General features: G+C 40.5%; 13 protein-coding genes. 4 read left to right on the top strand and 9 right to left on the bottom strand.

The window, feature by feature from the left end; genetic code table 11:
- Positions 1-17: 17 nt before the first annotated feature.
- The 6 genes from M1F17_RS06895 to xerD all read right to left on the bottom strand — a co-directional run bounded on the left by M1F17_RS06895 (position 18) and on the right by xerD (position 7,545).
- On the bottom strand, positions 18-572 hold the full coding sequence (locus M1F17_RS06895) for a hypothetical protein (protein ID WP_094963002.1): 555 nt from the start codon (positions 570-572) through the stop codon (positions 18-20).
- Between the two features lie 846 nt (positions 573-1,418).
- Positions 1,419-2,936: a lysine--tRNA ligase gene (gene lysS, locus M1F17_RS06890; RefSeq protein WP_318837328.1), complete on the bottom strand. Its 1,518-nt coding sequence runs from the start codon at positions 2,934-2,936 to the stop codon at positions 1,419-1,421.
- 7 nt (positions 2,937-2,943) lie between these two features.
- Positions 2,944-4,045 (bottom strand): peptide chain release factor 2 gene (gene prfB, locus M1F17_RS06885; protein ID WP_096863166.1). Its coding sequence is split into 2 segments (ribosomal slippage): positions 2,944-3,966 and positions 3,968-4,045, totalling 1,101 coding nucleotides; the frame shifts between segments, so codons are not numbered across the junction.
- 128 nt (positions 4,046-4,173) lie between these two features.
- Positions 4,174-5,907, bottom strand: a complete 1,734-nt coding sequence (recJ, locus tag M1F17_RS06880) for a single-stranded-DNA-specific exonuclease RecJ (RefSeq protein WP_164455309.1) — start codon at positions 5,905-5,907, stop codon at positions 4,174-4,176.
- 9 nt (positions 5,908-5,916) lie between these two features.
- Positions 5,917-6,621: a bifunctional protein-disulfide isomerase/oxidoreductase DsbC gene (gene dsbC / locus M1F17_RS06875; RefSeq protein WP_164455307.1), complete on the bottom strand. Its 705-nt coding sequence runs from the start codon at positions 6,619-6,621 to the stop codon at positions 5,917-5,919.
- 21 nt (positions 6,622-6,642) lie between these two features.
- Positions 6,643-7,545 (bottom strand): site-specific tyrosine recombinase XerD, encoded by a 903-nt coding sequence (xerD, locus tag M1F17_RS06870; protein WP_004261814.1) that lies wholly within the window; start codon positions 7,543-7,545, stop codon positions 6,643-6,645.
- A gap of 117 nt (positions 7,546-7,662) precedes the next feature.
- Between xerD and fldB the strand changes: the two genes are divergently transcribed.
- Positions 7,663-8,181, top strand: coding sequence for a flavodoxin FldB (gene fldB / locus M1F17_RS06865; RefSeq protein WP_094963000.1), 519 nt, complete (start codon positions 7,663-7,665; stop codon positions 8,179-8,181).
- 99 nt (positions 8,182-8,280) lie between these two features.
- Here the strand turns inward: fldB and M1F17_RS06860 are convergent, their stop codons facing one another.
- Positions 8,281-8,691 carry a protein YgfX gene (locus tag M1F17_RS06860; protein ID WP_036958456.1) on the bottom strand — a complete coding sequence of 137 codons (411 nt, stop codon included), beginning with the start codon at positions 8,689-8,691 and terminating at the stop codon, positions 8,281-8,283.
- Positions 8,672-8,938, bottom strand: a complete 267-nt coding sequence (sdhE, locus tag M1F17_RS06855) for an FAD assembly factor SdhE (RefSeq protein ID WP_206276264.1) — start codon at positions 8,936-8,938, stop codon at positions 8,672-8,674. Before sdhE ends, M1F17_RS06860 begins: the two co-directional genes overlap by 20 nt.
- 247 nt (positions 8,939-9,185) lie before the next feature.
- On the opposite strand from sdhE, the gene ygfZ reads away from it, so the two are divergent.
- The 3 genes from ygfZ to M1F17_RS06840 all read left to right on the top strand — a co-directional run bounded on the left by ygfZ (position 9,186) and on the right by M1F17_RS06840 (position 11,941).
- Positions 9,186-10,169 carry a tRNA-modifying protein YgfZ gene (gene ygfZ, locus M1F17_RS06850; protein WP_196731664.1) on the top strand — a complete coding sequence of 328 codons (984 nt, stop codon included), beginning with the start codon at positions 9,186-9,188 and terminating at the stop codon, positions 10,167-10,169.
- An 11-nt stretch (positions 10,170-10,180) separates the two neighbouring features.
- Complete coding sequence (locus M1F17_RS06845) at positions 10,181-10,801, top strand: HD domain-containing protein (protein WP_096863168.1); 621 nt, start codon at positions 10,181-10,183, stop codon at positions 10,799-10,801.
- 243 nt (positions 10,802-11,044) lie between these two features.
- On the top strand, positions 11,045-11,941 hold the full coding sequence (locus M1F17_RS06840; protein WP_318837327.1) for a hypothetical protein: 897 nt from the start codon (positions 11,045-11,047) through the stop codon (positions 11,939-11,941).
- A 101-nt stretch (positions 11,942-12,042) separates the two neighbouring features.
- Here M1F17_RS06840 and gcvP read toward each other — a convergent pair whose 3' ends face one another.
- Positions 12,043-14,919, bottom strand: coding sequence for an aminomethyl-transferring glycine dehydrogenase (gene gcvP, locus M1F17_RS06835; RefSeq protein WP_262961199.1), 2,877 nt, complete (start codon positions 14,917-14,919; stop codon positions 12,043-12,045).
- Positions 14,920-15,203: the final 284 nt, after the last annotated feature.

Genomic DNA, 15,203 nt, shown 5'->3' with positions numbered 1-15,203 from the left:
AAGCCTAAGGTTTATTCTCATAATCCACTAATTTTCTTCAATGTTGATTCGGTAGACAATACTGAGTTATAACGAACTTTTGCACACAACACTTTAGTTTTAGACTCTATTGCCATTTGTAAGAGTTCAATTGTGTCAGGGCTAGCAGTCCCTTCAACTTGTCGATATAGACGGTTGATTTCGCTAACTTCTTTAAATGAACCTACTAAGCGATTGTAATCTTTTGGTGATAGTGTTTTGAGCGCGTTTAATTCTTTAACACACGTATTCAAATGAGCAAATGTTTGCTGGTCAGCACCCGCTTCACCATAAGTTGTAGAAGCAACTGGTGTACGGTTAATTGCGCTGTTTAAAACTTTTTGAGATTCAGGATAAGAGTTATCAACCTGATCTGGATTGGTAGCAACAGTCGATTGTGTTACCGGCTGAGTGGTACTCGTATTGACTGTTTGTTTACTTGGGGTATTCGGTGTTGCTGTATTGTATGTGTCTGAACCAAATGTACAACCTGAAAGAAGAGCTGTACCTGCTATAAGCAAAAATGCAACATGAAATTTATTTTTTAAAAACATATGGTTACCTTACCAGCACTTTTCTTCGCTATTATAATGATGTCCAAAAAACTTAGTGTAAGCTAAAAATTAGCTATTTTCTATAAGCCCGAATGTAGAAATAGAGTCATCTCATAAATTTAGATTAACTTAACTTTAGTTTTAAAATTATTTTATTGCTACATTTCTATTAAATTTATGAGCTAATTTCCGCTAGCAGTCCTTATAAAGAGACAAATTAACACCTTTACCGGAATTTTTTATTATTTTATGTCAGATAACGATTAGGTTGCTCAATAAACCTTGCTAACAATTAGATACCTTTCAAGTAAATTCTCATTTTAGTTCTGTCCCTGTAACAATTGTTAACAAATAAAATGATGGCTAACAATAAACACACCTACTTTTCATTTATCAAGCTGCTGACACACTTTAAACCTGTGACATGGCAATAACCGCCATCATTCAAAATATGGGTAACCTGCTTAATTCAATTCCAAAAACTAACAGCAATTAAAAATTACAAGCAAAATCAGCCAGTTATAAAAAAGCGAATTTATCGGCATTTCAGCTACATAATTTCCAACTACGTAATAAAGCATAGCAGTTATCTGTCGGAATTACTTATATTAAATTGATACGATTCGTAACTCAAATTTATTTTTAATAAAAATATAGCGTTCACATAGCCGTAATCACTCAAAAAACACTATTCAGTGATTTTATTCCATGTTACTCATTTAACGTCTAGTAAATGGTGTTTTATCTTTAACCTAAAATGAAGCATTTGAATAAAACATGAGGAGAGTAATATTGATTGCTTATAAATGTAAATATATGCCCGGAATTAACCGGGCATAATGGTATTTAAGCTTTGCTAGGACGTAAAGCGGGGAATAAAATAACATCGCGAATAGTATGGCTGTTAGTGAATAACATCACCATACGGTCAATACCGATGCCTAAACCTGCTGTTGGCGGTAAACCATGTTCTAATGCGGTGACATAGTCTTCATCATAGAACATTGCTTCGTCATCACCTTCATCTTTTTGACGTACTTGCTCAGCAAAACGCTCAGCTTGATCTTCTGCGTCATTTAATTCCGAGAAACCGTTACCGATTTCACGACCACCAATGAAGAATTCAAAACGGTCGGTAATAAATGGGTTGTCATCATTACGACGCGCTAACGGTGAAACTTCAGCTGGGTACTCAGTAATAAATGTTGGCTGAATCAAGTGGCTTTCTGCAACTTCTTCGAAGATTTCACACTGTACGCGGCCTAAGCCCCAGCTCTTTTCAATCTTAATACCGATAGACTGAGCTATCGCCACCGCTTTATCCATATCATCCAAATCAGCAACATTCGTTTCTAGACGATATTTGCAAATAGCTTCTTTCATCGTCATTTTAGTAAATGGCTTACCGAAATCGAACTCTTGTTCCCCATACTGAACAACAGTATTGCCTAACACTTTTTGTGTCAGTGTACGGAACAAATCTTCAGTCAATGCGATTAAGTCACGGTAATCCGCATAAGCCATATAGAGTTCCATCATTGTGAACTCTGGATTATGACGTGGGGATAACCCCTCATTACGGAAGTTACGGTTGATTTCAAATACACGTTCAAAACCACCCACAACTAAGCGCTTGAGGTACAATTCAGGCGCAATACGCAAATACATATCGATATCTAATGCATTATGGTGAGTCACAAATGGACGTGCAGAAGCACCACCAGGGATAACCTGCATCATTGGTGTTTCCACTTCCATAAAACCGTAGCTAACCATAAAGTTACGTACTTCAGCTAGGATCTTAGAACGAACAATAAAAGTATGACGAGATTCATCATTCGCAATTAAGTCAAGGTAACGCTGACGATAACGTGTTTCTTGGTCTGATAAACCGTGGAATTTGTCAGGCAATGGACGCAACGCTTTGGTTAATAAACGAACTTCATGACAATGAACAGTTAACTCACCCGTTTTGGTTTTAAATAAACGACCTTTAGCACCTAAAATATCGCCTAAGTCCCATTTTTTAAACTGTTCGTTATAGATACCTTCCGCTAAATCATCACGCGATACATAAATTTGAATGCGTCCGCCAACGTCCTGTAACGTTGCAAACGAAGCTTTACCCATGATACGACGAGTCATCATACGGCCAGCAATCGACACTTCAATATTTAGGTCTTCAAGCTCTTCTGAGTTTTTATCATCATATTGTGCATGAATTTTATCGGAAATATCTTCACGACGAAAATCATTTGGAAATGGAATACCCTTCTCACGCAGTGCCGCTAATTTTTCTTTACGTGCTTTAAGTTCGTTATTCAAATCAGGTGCTTGTTCAACACCTTGTTGTTCCTGAGACATTTTTTCCTCACAGGCCAGCTTTTAAACTAGCTTCAATGAATTTATCCAAATCACCATCCAGTACGGCTTGCGTGTTACGCGTTTCCACACCAGTACGTAAATCTTTAATTCTTGCATCATCAAGGACATAAGAACGAATCTGGCTTCCCCAGCCAATATCAGATTTGTTCTCTTCCATCGCTTGCTTGTCTGCATTTTTCTTTTGCATTTCCAGTTCGTATAGCTTCGCTTTTAACTGGCGCATAGCTTGGTCTTTATTTTTATGCTGCGAACGGTCATTCTGGCATTGCGTCACAATATTGGTTGGAATATGTGTGATACGTACCGCTGATTCCGTTTTGTTTACGTGCTGACCACCCGCACCAGATGCACGGTATACATCAATACGCAAATCCGCTGGATTGATTTCGATATCAATATCATCATCAACTTCAGGATAAATAAACGCAGAACTAAAAGAAGTATGGCGACGCCCACCTGAGTCAAACGGACTCTTACGCACCAAACGGTGAACACCAGTTTCCGTTCTTAACCATCCGTAGGCATAGTCACCAATAATTTTGACTGTTGCCGATTTTAGCCCAGCAACATCACCATCAGACTCTTCGATAATCTCGGTTTTAAAGCCCTTTGACTCAGCCCAACGCAAGTACATACGCAATAACATACTTGCCCAATCTTGAGCTTCAGTACCGCCAGAACCCGCTTGTAAATCAATGTAGCAATCTGCACTATCGTATTCGCCAGAGAACATACGGCGAAATTCAAGTTGCTCTAATTTGCCTTCTAATTGCTCTAGTTCAGCTTCAGCTTCATTGAATGTGTCTTCGTCATCAGCTTCAACCGCAAGCTCTAATAAACCTTCAACATCTTCAAGGCCTTGCGTCATCTGGTCAATCGTTTCAACAATTGCTTCAAGAGATGAGCGCTCTTTACCAAGGGCTTGCGCTCTCTCGGGTTCATTCCACACATCAGGCTGTTCAAGCTCAGCATTGACTTCTTCTAAGCGTTCTTTCTTGGCATCATAGTCAAAGATACCCCCTCAGAACCACTGTCCGTTCAGACAGGTCCTGAATCTTATTTTTTACTGGGTTTATTTCAAACGTCATTTTTCAATATCTTATGGTTAGTCAAAAATAATTTTTTATTCACAAACCGCTTAGTATAGCGGAATTTATCTCATGTTTATAGCGCCATCAAACGCTATTTGCTGGTTATTCCGCCGTTTATGATAGGCTTAATCAGGCCAAATATGCTCAATCATTAGCTGGACGTTTTTTTGTCCACGATATTCGTTCACATCTAATTTAAAGGCTATTTTCGCTTTTTTGATGCTGTTATCTGGCCATCGACGAACATCAATATTAAACATAATTGCATCTAACATTGGCCCACCATTCACAGGTTCCAGCATAAGTTTCAAATGGCGCTCACCAACAAGCCTTTGCTGTAATAATTGGAATTCACCATCAAATATAGGTTCCGGAAATGCTTGTCCCCATGGGCCACTTTCTCGAATAAGTTCCGCAGTTTCTAAACAAAACTCATTGCGTGAAAGTTCGCCATCACTCCAGATTACCCCAGCCAATTGCTCAGGTTGAACTAATTCACCCATCAATAATTCAAAGTGATGTTTAAAAGCGTCAAATTGATCAACATGCAAAGTTAAGCCTGCTGCCATTGCATGGCCACCAAATTTTTGCATAATCCCGGGTTGTAATGTATTTAACCGTTCTAATGCATCCCGCATATGGACACCCTGAATGGAACGCCCAGAACCTTTTAATAAACCATCACCCGCAGGAGCAAAAGCGATAACAGGACGATGATATTGTTCTTTGATCCTTGAGGCGAGTATACCGACAACCCCCTGATGCCATTCAGGATGATAAATGGCTAAGCCATTTGGTAACTGGCTTTCACCGTATTCGAATTGATTAAAAAGCACGAGCGCTTCTTGCTGCATACCCGCTTCAATCTCACGGCGAGTTTGATTCAGCCCATCTAACTCATTTGCCAGTTCCCTTGCATACGCCATATCGTCTGTCAGTAATAATTCAATGCTCACTGACATATCATCTAATCTGCCTGCCGCATTTAGCCTAGGGCCAAGCGCAAACCCAAAATCATTTGCCACTAGTCTTGGTAAATCACGTTTGGAAACCTCAATGAGGGCTTTAATACCCGCGCAACAGCGCCCAGCTCTAACACGATTTAGCCCTTGGTGAACTAAAATGCGGTTATTTGTATCAAGAGGAACCACGTCTGCAACAGTTCCTAATGCAACCAAATCAAAGTACTCGGCTAAATTAGGCTCTGCTAGCCCTTGCTGCACAAACCACCCTTGCTGACGTAGATATGCACGTAAGGCAGACATTAAATAAAATGTGACACCAACCCCGGCTAATGATTTAGATGCAAAGCAACATTCATTTAAGTTCGGGTTGATTATCGCATCCGCAGCAGGCAAAGTTTCCCCCGGCAGATGGTGATCGGTAATAATTACATTCATTCCATATTGATTAGCTACTGCAACCCCTTCATGGGATGAGATGCCATTATCAACGGTAATAATGAGATTCGTTCCGCGTTTACGAGCTTCTTCAACAACCAATGGCGTTAATCCATAACCATTTTCAAAACGGTTCGGAACGATATAATTGATATTTCTATATCCCATTGATTTTAGAGCTCTAATAGCTAATGCCGTACTGGTTGCTCCATCTGCATCGAAATCCCCAACAATAGTAATAGCTTCATGTTCATTTAACGCACGATAAAGTAGGGGCAATGCCTTATCAACACCCGATAATGTCCGATAATCCAATAAATTAGCTGCTTTGCGCTCTAACTGAGTGATATCCGTGATGCCCCGATGCTGGTAAATTCGTTGTAATAGCTCAGGCAAGCCAGGAAGTTGAGCGGCAGAACTTTGCTGCTGTCTTTGTTGTAAGAGTGTTTCTACATTCACAATAATTAACTATTTTTCGTTGAGGAATTGAACAAGGGCATCCGGTTTCATGTAGCCAGGCAGTAATTGCCCATCCGGTAGGATGATTGCTGGTGTTCCCGTCACTTTGAATAAATTACCCACACTCATATGTTTACTTAGGTCAATTTTGCAATCTTCAATCATGGCAACTTCTTCACCTTTAAACGCTTGAGTTAATGCTTTTTGTTGTAGGCCATTGCACCAAATAGATGCCATTTTCTTTCCTACGTCGCTATCTGCACCTTGGCGTGGATAAGCCAGATAACGCACCGTGACACCTTGGCTGTTTAATTCACCAACAGATTCATGTAATTTTTTACAATAACCACAGCTAATATCGGTAAAAACTGTCACAACATGCTTTTCCTGAGGGGCTTTGAAGATAATCATTTCATCTTTGAGCGCTTCTACTTTTTTCATTAATGGCTGATTACTGATATTGACTGGGTTTTTACCGCTCATATCATAAATTGGCCCTTGCAATAAATATTTGCCATCATCAGTGATATAAACAACCCCTGTTGTGGTTTCAACAACATTCAGCCCAACGATTGGCGAAGGTTTAATTACCTCAACAACCATGTTGTATTTTTCCAAAGTATCACGGATAACTTTTTCTTCTGTTGCCCCATAGACCGTGGAAGTCACAGTCGCAATACATGCAGCAGCCAATAATAACAATTTGCGTTTCATAGATAGTCCTTTAATCATGCATCACCCCCTTGGATGATGCTGCTCATGCAATACTCGTAACCGTTCAGTAGCAACATGAGTATAAATTTGGGTGGTTGAAAGATCACTATGACCTAACAACATTTGTACCACGCGTAAATCTGCCCCATGATTGAGTAAATGGGTTGCAAATGCGTGTCTAAGAACATGCGGTGAGAGTAGCTCGCTATCAATATGTGCAAGTACTGCATAATATTTTATTCGATGCCAAAACGTTTGCCGAGTCATTTTCGTGCCACGCTTACTCGGGAATAGAATATCGCTAGTTTTGCCATTTAATAAATCTGGGCGACCTTCATCAATGTATTTCTCTAGCCAATATATTGCCTCTTCCCCCAAGGGAATCAATCTTTCTTTATCGCCTTTACCAACAACGCGAATAACCCCCTGCCGCAAGCTAATATCTGAAAAAGTTAAGCCGATTAATTCAGAAACACGCAAACCACAAGCATATAGCACTTCCAACATGGCCTTATCACGTAGTTCTAAAGCATCTTCTGTAGCAGGGGCATTTAATAAATCTTCAACTTGCTTTTCACTTAAATCTTTGGGTAAACGCTGCGGAATTTTGGGGGCAGCAATCACCGCAGAAGGGTCATCCAGACGGATTTTCTCCCGATACAAATATTGAAATAACCTACGCATCGCACTTAATAAACGTGCTGAACTGGTTGCTTTATATCCACAATCAATACGTTCTGCAAAAAAAGATTGTAAGTCAATTGATTGAACACTTTCTAAATGCAACTGATGCGCATCAAGCCATTTATCTAATAGTTGAAGGTCATTACGATAAGAAGCCAATGTATTTTCGGCTAGATCTTGTTCAAGCCAAATTGTATCAAGAAATTGTTCAATTAATGGATTAAGTTGTTTTGTTTCCACGACAAATAAGCTTCCTTTAGATAATACCACACGATTCTATTATGCCTGAATGTGGCTGCTTCTGTTACAATATCTCTCTTGTGATGAAAACCATAGCTGGACATAGTAATAATATATATGAAAATAGGTCTTTTTTACGGTTCTAGTACCTGTTATACCGAAATGGTTGCAGAAAAAATACGTGATATTCTCGGCGATGATTTAGTCACATTGCATAACGTTAACGATACACCGCCAACAGAAATGGAACAGTATGATGTTCTTATTTTGGGAATACCTACGTGGGATTTTGGTGAAATACAGGAAGATTGGCTTGAAATTTGGGAAGCGCTTCCCAATCTTAACCTCGCAAATAAAATCATTGCGATGTATGGACTGGGTGACCAAATAGATTATGGCGAGTGGTTTCTTGATGCCCTTGGCATGCTCTATCATCAACTAAAACCAACTGGCGCTAAATTTGTCGGTTTCTGGCCAACTGAAGGCTATACCTTTGATAGCCCTAAACCACTCAATGAAACTGGTGATATGTTTGTTGGGCTGGCATTAGATGAAGTCCACCAGTTTGAACAGACCGATGAACGTATTGCGCAGTGGTGTGTGCAGATTTTTCAGGAAATTGAAGCGCTATTATGATGCAAGTTTATATGTACTTGCTCAGTGAACCCCCAAAGTGAGGGTTACCTACCCTACACCAGGCTACCAATTTTATTTATCACCTATGATTTTGGTAGCCTAAATATCAGGGTATTGCAGCAATAATTGGTTTAAATTACGCCAATTCTCTTCCGACAATGCGTCTTTTGCAACCCACAAATGGAGCTTTTGTGGTTTACCTTGTAACGCTTCTAGTGTCAGTAATATACCATAGCGGGTAAGCCAAGGTGCTTTCAGTATTCTCCATTCATTTTTCTTCCACTGAACCTTATTGCCATTAACCAGTACAGCAACCCCTTTTATTTTACTGATATTTTTCTGGCTCTTTGCCCAACTCGCAACGACAACCACTAATAGCGGCAACCATATCATTGAGTTACCAGGGGACCATGGAGCCAATAGTAAAAACATCCCAATGACCCCATGAACACAGGTTGAGAACAGTTGGGTTTTCCATGAAATGGAGAGATTAGATTTCCACAGGACCACGATTTTTATTTTTTTCCTGAATCAGTTTAATCATACGAAAAAGTTCGTCATCATCTGGACGACCGTGATTCATTAGCCAATTGAATAAATCAGGGTCCGCACATTCTAATAAACGGACAAATACCTGCTTATCGTGAGCTGTTAGGTCATCATATTCATACTCAAAAAACGGCATGATTGAAATATCTAATTCACGCATACCACGGCGGCATGCCCAATGAATTCGCGCTTTATTCTCAATATCCATTCTACTACGGCCTTTTTTGCAGTTAACTGATTAGATTGATTATTTTCCATACTCTAACAGATTATCCGCTAAGAAAACATGTTATAGACTACATTGTTGTAATTTTAGTAGTAAAATACCGTTTTTCTACAAACAGATGATAAAAAACTATTAGATAATACAGCTTCATCATAATAACTACTTGCAATGTTATCTAGCTATTTTACCATTAGGCACCTTTATCTATCAAAGAACAACAGGTGAAATCATGACTAACCAAATTGATAGTACACAGCAATTCCCTCTCGGATCTCAGTCTTTACCACTCGTTTTGATTTCACTGGAAAACTGGGAACTTATTCACCTCCACGGCGCCGATGCAGAAAAATACCTGCAAGGCCAAGTAACCGCAGATATCGCCACACTCAAGCAATCACATGCATTAACAGCACATTGTGATCCTAAAGGTAAGATGTGGAGCGACCTCCGCCTATTCCATCATTTAGATGGCTACTCATATTTATTAAGAACCAGCGTTGCCGACTCACAACTCGCCGAACTGAAAAAATATGCTGTTTTTTCGAAAGTCACCTTTGAAAAAAAACCAGAACTGAAATTAGTCGGAGTCGCGGGTAAAGGCGCTAGAGAAGCACTGGCAACATTATTTACTGCATTACCTGACGCTCAAAACCAAGTGGTTACAGACGACGCCTCCACAATATTACATTTTGCATTACCCACAGAGCGTTTTTTAGTGATCACGAACGAAGAAACGGCACAAAAAATGGCCCAAACCTTAGGTGCTATTCAGGTCAACGATGAACAATGGTTAGCCCTTGATATCGAAGCCGGTTTTGCGGTTATCGATCAACAAAATAGTGCCCAACATTTACCTCAAGCAACCAACTTACAAGCCCTACCTGATGGTATTAGCTTTAAAAAAGGCTGTTATACCGGTCAAGAAATGGTTGCCCGTGCAAAATTCCGTGGTGCAAATAAACGTGCGATGTACACCTTAAAAGGTACAGGTACCACTATTCCTGTCGTTGGTGAAGGTGTGGAGTGGCAGCTTGGTGATAAATGGCGCCGTACAGGAACTGTTTTAGCTGCTATTCGCTTAGGTAGCGGCGAAATCTATGTGCAAGTCATTATGAATAACGATATGGAAGCGGATAGCGTTTTCCGTGTTATGGGTGATGAGCAAAGTCATCTAGCTATCGCCCCATTACCTTATTCATTAGAAGAGAATTAATTGGAGTTTTTATGTCATCTGCATTAGGTAGCAAGCCCGTAGAGGTGGTTAATTTTGGGGCTTTTACCGAAGTCGTCCAATTTTTGATGGAATTAGATAAACTCAAAAGTGTTTATCGTAAGAATAAATTATTGAACCGTGAACGCCAAGAAAACACAGCAGAACACAGTTGGCAATTTGCCGTTGCAGCAATGAGTTTTGCACCTTATGTTCAAGGCATTAATATCGAACATGCGATAAAACTTGCCCTCGTTCATGACATTGTTGAAATTGATGCAGGCGATGTATTGGTATTTGATAATGCCGCTCGTGATGCTATTCATGAAGAAGAAGTTAAAGCGGCTAAGCGTATTTTTAACTTACTGCCTAGCCCGCAAAATGAAACGCTGTTAGCGCTGTGGAATGAATATGATGCATTAGAAACCCCGGAATCTGTCTATGCGAATGCCATTGACCGAGCGATGCCGATGCTGATGAACCTGCATAATCAAGGCCAAAGTTGGGTCGAAAACCACATTCGTCTGGAACAAGTCCTCAGTAAATGTGATTATATTCAGCAGATCCTACCTGAATTTTATCAACAACTTAAATTACAATTGGAACTCGCTCAGCAAAAAGGCTGGTTACTGTAATTTATGTCAGAAGCGGCTACAAAGCCGCTTTATTTAACGTGTTACACTCATCTAATCTATGTGTATTACCCACAGCAAGATATACTTTTCACTAATTCATTATTTTGATTTAAATAATAAACCACTTTATATTTTTTAATAATTATTAATCTCGACTTATATAGAAATACCAATATTAATAACTTGCCAATTATTAATATCGCTCCTATCTTTATCATTGAACATTTGCCAAAGAGGTTTAAAATGGAAAAATTCAATGAATATTCAAATCCTTACCTTTTACTTCTAGATGTCCATTCACCCGCTATAATTCAATTCAATAAATCAACACATCAAACAATTCCAATTATCGAAGGACTCGGTGGAACCCCTGATGGTATTGCCGTTGACCCTGCTAACCGATTAATTTATTGGAGTAATATGGGTGAAGATTATGAGGCTGACGATGGCTCCATTAATGTGATGAATTTTGATGGTACTGGCAGAAAAATACTATTGGGCAACGGAAAGATAAGAACGCCAAAACAATTGCATCTTGATTTAGTAAATCAACGATTATATTGGTGTGATCGTGAAGGAGGTATGGTTTCATCATGTAATATTGATGGTTCTGATTTATTCGTCCATGTAGCAAGACCCCGAGATAAACACAATAAAGTAGATATATTAGACCAATGTGTTGGCATTACTGTTGATGTCACAAATAATTGGATCTACTGGACTCAGAAAGGGACCCCTAAAGGTAATTTAGGTCGTATTTTTAGGGTGCCATTAACGCCTAAAATCCAACAATCGGCCAATCAACGAACTGATATTCAATTGCTCCTTCAAGACCTCCCCGAACCTATTGATTTATTGCTTGATGAAGAAAACCATATTTTATATTGGACAGATAGAGGCGCTGAGCCCGATGGTAATAGCTTAAATTGTGCCAATATTTCTGCTGATGGATTAAGCCATTACAAGGTGATAAGCCGTGGTTTTAAAGAGGCTATTGGACTCACATATGATAAGCCTGCACAACTGATGTATGTGGTTGACCTTAATGGAGGGGTTTACCGAGTCATTATAGAAACAGGTGCTGTGGAAAAGCTACACCAAGGTAAAAATTATACGGGTATCTCACAATATTTAGGTTAAATAAATCCTAAATAAATAAAGGCTTGAATTCAGTAACTCACCGAAATCAAGCCTAAAGAGTATTTAATTCACATTATATAATGGAAGTGTGCGATATATTCCTACATATAATCTTCAATCGGCACACATGAGCAGTGTAAATGACGATCCCCATACACATCATCAAGCCGTTTTACTGCTGGCCAGTATTTATTCGCTTTCGTTTGTGCTGTTGGGAATGCTGCGAGTTCACGGCTATAACTATGAGGCCACTCCCCGGCTAGCTCCGTTTGCACATGAGGCGAATTCACGAGAGGGTTATCTTCTAGTGTCCACTGCCCTTTCACAACTTGGTCAATTTCATCGCGTATCGCTAACATGGCGTCAATAAACCGATCAATTTCAGTTATGCTTTCAGACTCTGTCGGTTCAATCATTAATGTCCCTGCTACAGGGAAAGACATGGTTGGCGCATGGAAACCATAATCAATTAAGCGCTTAGCAATATCGAGCTCACTGATACCCGTATCTCTTTTAATTGGGCGTAAATCGACAATACATTCATGGGCAACATAGCCTTCTTGCCCTGTATATAAAATGTCATAACGGCCAGAAAGACGCTTGGCAATATAATTCGCATTTAAAATAGCAACTTGGCTAGCTTTACGTAGACCATAAGAGCCCATCATCCGAATATACATCCAGCTAATTGGCAAAATTGATGCACTGCCAAATGGGGCTGCAGATACCGCACCTTGGTCAGTTAACATTTCTTGCTCAACCACAGAATGCCCCGGTACGAACGGTGCCAAGTGTTTTTTCACACCGATAGGCCCCATACCTGGTCCGCCACCGCCGTGAGGGATACAGAATGTTTTATGCAAATTCAGGTGAGAAACATCCGCACCAATAAAGCCCGGTGTTGTTAACCCAACTTGAGCATTCATATTTGCACCATCAAGATATACTTGACCACCATATTGGTGAATAATTTCACACACTTCACGAATACTTTCTTCATATACCCCGTGGGTTGATGGGTAAGTTACCATCACACAAGAAAGAGCTTCGCTATGTTGCTGAGCTTTTTCACGTAAATCCGTTAAATCGATATTACCTTCATCATCACAACGCACTACCACCACTTCCATACCTGCCATATGCGCAGAGGCAGGATTGGTACCGTGAGCAGAAGCCGGGATCAAACAAATATTTCGCTCCCCTTCATTGCGACTCTCATGATAGCGACGAATAGCCAATAAACCGGCATATTCACCTTGAGCCCCTGAGTTAGGTTGCATACAAACAGCATCATAACCGGTCAATTGCACTAACCAATGGGAAAGTTGCTCTATCATTTGGTGATAACCTTGAGCCTGCTCAGGTGGGCAGAATGGGTGTAGCTCGCCAAATTCAGGCCAAGTAATTGGGATCATTTCCGCAGCCGCATTAAGCTTCATCGTACAAGAACCCAGAGGGATCATAGCTTGGTTTAAGGCTAAATCTTTGCGCTCTAAACTATGCATATAGCGCATCATTTCGGTTTCACTATGGTAACGATGAAAATTTGGATGAGCTAAAATTTCATCATCACGTAACATAGAGCTTGGGATCGCTTGCTCTGTCGCTGAAACAGATTGGTCTAGTTTTTCAAAATCTAACTTAGCTTCAACACCTGTGATCACCGCAAACAATTCATTTAAATCTTGGCGAGTCGTGATTTCACTAAAAGTCACGCCAACTGCACCACGAATATCAGTACGTAAATTCACTTTGGCTTTTTCAGCACGCGCTAGCACCGCTGTTTTGTCAGCGACTTCAATACATAACGTATCAAACCAAGTTTTATGGCGTGATGTAAAACCTGCGTCTGCTAATGCCTTGGCAAAAATAGTGCTGAAGCGATGAATACGCTCTGCAATTATTTTCAGCCCTTTTGGCCCATGATAAACCGCATACATGGCTGCGATATTGGCTAACAGCACTTGGGATGTACAAATATTCGAGTTCGCTTTTTCACGGCGAATATGTTGTTCACGGGTTTGCATCGCCATACGCAGTGCGGTATTACCTGCTGCATCCCGTGACACACCGATAATACGTCCAGGCATTGCCCGTTTAAATTCGTCACGACAAGCAAAGAAGGCCGCATGTGGCCCACCATACCCCATCGGGACGCCAAAACGCTGCGCTGAACCGAAGACAATATCCGCCCCTTGCTTACCCGGTGCAGTGAGCAATACTAGCGCCATCATATCTGCTGCAACGCAACTGACAATTTTACGCTCTTTTAATTGGGCAAATAGCGAACTGTAGTCATGGACATTACCTGTCGTGCCAACCTGTTGAAGTAACACACCAAAAACACCTTCGTGTTCCAGTGCTTTCTCTGCGCTATCCACGATCACTTCAAAACCAAAAGTCCCCGCACGTGTGCGAACAACATCCAGAGTTTGCGGATGAACATCATCCGCCACAAAGAAACGTTCTGCATCTTTCAGTTTGCTGATCCGTTTTGCCATCGCCATAGCTTCTGCCGCAGCGGTGGCTTCGTCCAATAACGATGCAGAAGCAAGGTCTAACCCCGTAAGGTCGATAGTTAACTGTTGAAAATTCAGTAATGATTCTAAACGGCCTTGTGACACCTCCGGTTGATATGGCGTATAAGCGGTATACCAACCCGGGTTTTCTAATAAATTACGCAAGATAACTGGCGGAAGCACAGCAGGGGCATATCCCATACCAATATAACTTTTGTAGCGTTTATTGAGTGACGCTATTGCTTTTAATTCCGCTAAAGCTTCTTGTTCAGTTGCTCCCCCTCCCACTCTTGGCGGCTCTGCAAGCAAAATGGCTTTGGGGACAATTTTGCCCATCAAGGCATCTAATGACGTTGCACCCACGGTGTCTAACATGGTTTTTAATTGTTGTTCTGATGAACCAATGTGGCGCGAAATGAATTCTGAACGATTTTCTAATTGACTCAGTGACATCGACATATCTGTGTTCCCATCCTTTGTCTGCTATGCATAAGTTGTAGGGCGGTTATTACGGAACTTGCGAGATAACGCTTAAAATCAATGATATTGCGGTTGTTTCTTGTTTCTAACTAATTAGATTTTATCAATCCTCTAAATAGCTCATCTTATGGCTATCACTAAAAAGTGTTTATTCTAAATAGTTTGCGTTGTGGCTAGGCGGCAAACGTAGACAATCTTGGGGAACATACACAAGTATGTGACCCGAGTTGTCGAGTGCAGCCAACACCGCCACAACACAAAAT

This window comes from Providencia sp. PROV073, assembly GCF_033688125.1.
In the GTDB taxonomy this organism is placed as follows: Bacteria; Pseudomonadota; Gammaproteobacteria; order Enterobacterales; family Enterobacteriaceae; genus Providencia; species Providencia hangzhouensis.
This window is presented reverse-complemented; position numbering and strand designations above follow the sequence as displayed.